3 protein-coding genes are annotated in these 1,622 nt (G+C 51.1%); 2 read left to right on the top strand and 1 reads right to left on the bottom strand.

Translation table 11 applies throughout. The annotated features are described in order from the left end of the window. The first annotated feature begins 78 nt into the window (after nt 1–78). Together ACTHUM_RS13385 and ACTHUM_RS13380 are read left to right on the top strand one after the other, a co-directional pair. Entirely contained in the window at nt 79–507 is a 429-nt protein-coding gene (locus ACTHUM_RS13385) for an acyl-CoA thioesterase (protein WP_049328851.1), read from the top strand. A 1-nt stretch (nt 508) separates the two neighbouring features. Then, on the top strand, nt 509–1,405 hold the full coding sequence (locus ACTHUM_RS13380) for a tyrosine recombinase XerC (RefSeq protein WP_049328852.1): 897 nt from the start codon (nt 509–511) through the stop codon (nt 1,403–1,405). Between the two features lie 34 nt (nt 1,406–1,439). Here ACTHUM_RS13380 and ACTHUM_RS13375 read toward each other — a convergent pair. After that, nucleotides 1,440–1,622: hypothetical protein (locus ACTHUM_RS13375; RefSeq protein WP_440403097.1), on the bottom strand; the 183-nt coding region annotated here is incomplete at its 5' end.

The raw sequence follows: 1,622 nt of genomic DNA, 5'->3' as shown, positions 1-1,622 counted from the left end.
AGCTGTTACATTGTTTTTATATATTAACGAACAGGGTCTCGGTTTATAATGGCAGAGTATTGAAAACGGGTGTGCAAAATGGATAGGATTTCGGTGGCCGAGTGTGATAAGCCTTTGTTTCAGACGGCCTTGACGGTGCAGGTGGGCGATGTGAACTATGGCGGCCATCTGGCGAACGATGCGGTGTTGCGTTTGTGCCATGAAGTGCGGATGCGTTGGCTGGCGAAGCTGAGTTGGAGCGAAATGGATGCCGGAGGGGCAGGCCTGATTATGGCGGATGCGGCGGTGCAGTATTTGGCGCAAGGTCATCATGGCGATGAGCTGTCGGTAGAAATGGGGGCGGCGGGCGTGGCCGGTGTGGGCTTTTCTTTGCTGTACCGTATCCGCAGGATTTCAGACGGTCTTGTGCTGGCGAAAGTGCAGACAGGCATGGTGTGTTTCGATTATGGCAAGCAGCGTGTCTGTCGTCTGCCTTCGGCCTTGAAAACAGCATTGGAGGCCGTCTGAAATGGCGGTATCAAGCAATTTTGCGCTTCATCTTGAGCGCTATCTGAAAACCTTGCTGCAACAAGGCAAGTCGGAGCATACCGTTTCCGCTTATCGGCGCGATTTGAGTGAATTGATGCGCCTGTTGCCCGATAACCTGGGAAACGGCCTGCCGACGCGCCGTGATTTTGTGGCGGTATTGAAAAAGCTGTCGCAAAAGGGCTTAAGCGAAAGTAGCTTGGCGCGGAAATTATCGGTGTGGCGGCAGTATTGCAGTTGGCTGGTGCAGATAGAAGTCATGGAAAGCGACCCGACATTTAATATGAAAGCGCCGCGCCTGCCCGAACGCCTGCCCAAAGCGCTGCCGCAAGAACCTTTAAACCATATTCTTGACCATGCGCCGGTTGATGATGAGTTGGACGTACGCGATAAGGCCATGTTTGAATTGATGTATGGCAGCGGTTTGCGCCTGAGTGAGATACAAGGTTTGAATCTGGACGGTATCGTCTTGGATGAAGGCTGGGTCAGCGTGAAGGGTAAAGGCGGCAAGCAGCGGCAAGTGCCTTTGGTGGCTAAAAGCATTGCGGCATTGCGCGATTATCTGGCAGTGCGTATTGCCAAAGAGGGCGAGCAGGCCTTGTTCACCAATAAGAACGGCGGCAGGCTGGGGCAACGTCAAATCCAAAAACGCCTGCAGGCGTGGGCAGTGCGCGTGGGCAGTGCCAGCCATATCTCGCCGCACATGATGCGCCACAGCTATGCAACCCATCTTTTGCAGGCATCGGGCGATATCCGTGCCGTACAGGAATTGTTGGGGCACAGCAACCTTTCCGCTACGCAAGTTTATACAAAGCTGGACTTTGACCATTTGGCGCGCGTTTATGATGAGGCGCACCCAAGGGCGAAACGGAAAAAATGATTTTGTTTGAATTAGGCCGTCTGAAAGAATGTTTTCAGACGGCCTGATGTTTTATGGATAAAAAATACAGATGGTTTGAAACCATTTGAATTTTTATCGGTCTGATGAGGTTTAAATATTGGCCTGATGTGCGGATGGCATAAAGATTGTAAGAGTCGATGGCTTTTTTAATACCGTTTATCTTTTCAGATGGCCGCTTGTTTGATAATATTAGTAA

The organism is Neisseria sp. P0021.S006, from assembly GCF_051956895.1.
This window is presented reverse-complemented; position numbering and strand designations above follow the sequence as displayed.

Coding starts and splice junctions, on each gene's coding strand:
- ACTHUM_RS13385 (WP_049328851.1), top strand. CDS start 79: ATGGATAGGATTTCGGTGGCCGAGTGTGATAAGCCTTTGTTTCAGACG.
- ACTHUM_RS13380 (WP_049328852.1), top strand. CDS start 509: ATGGCGGTATCAAGCAATTTTGCGCTTCATCTTGAGCGCTATCTGAAA.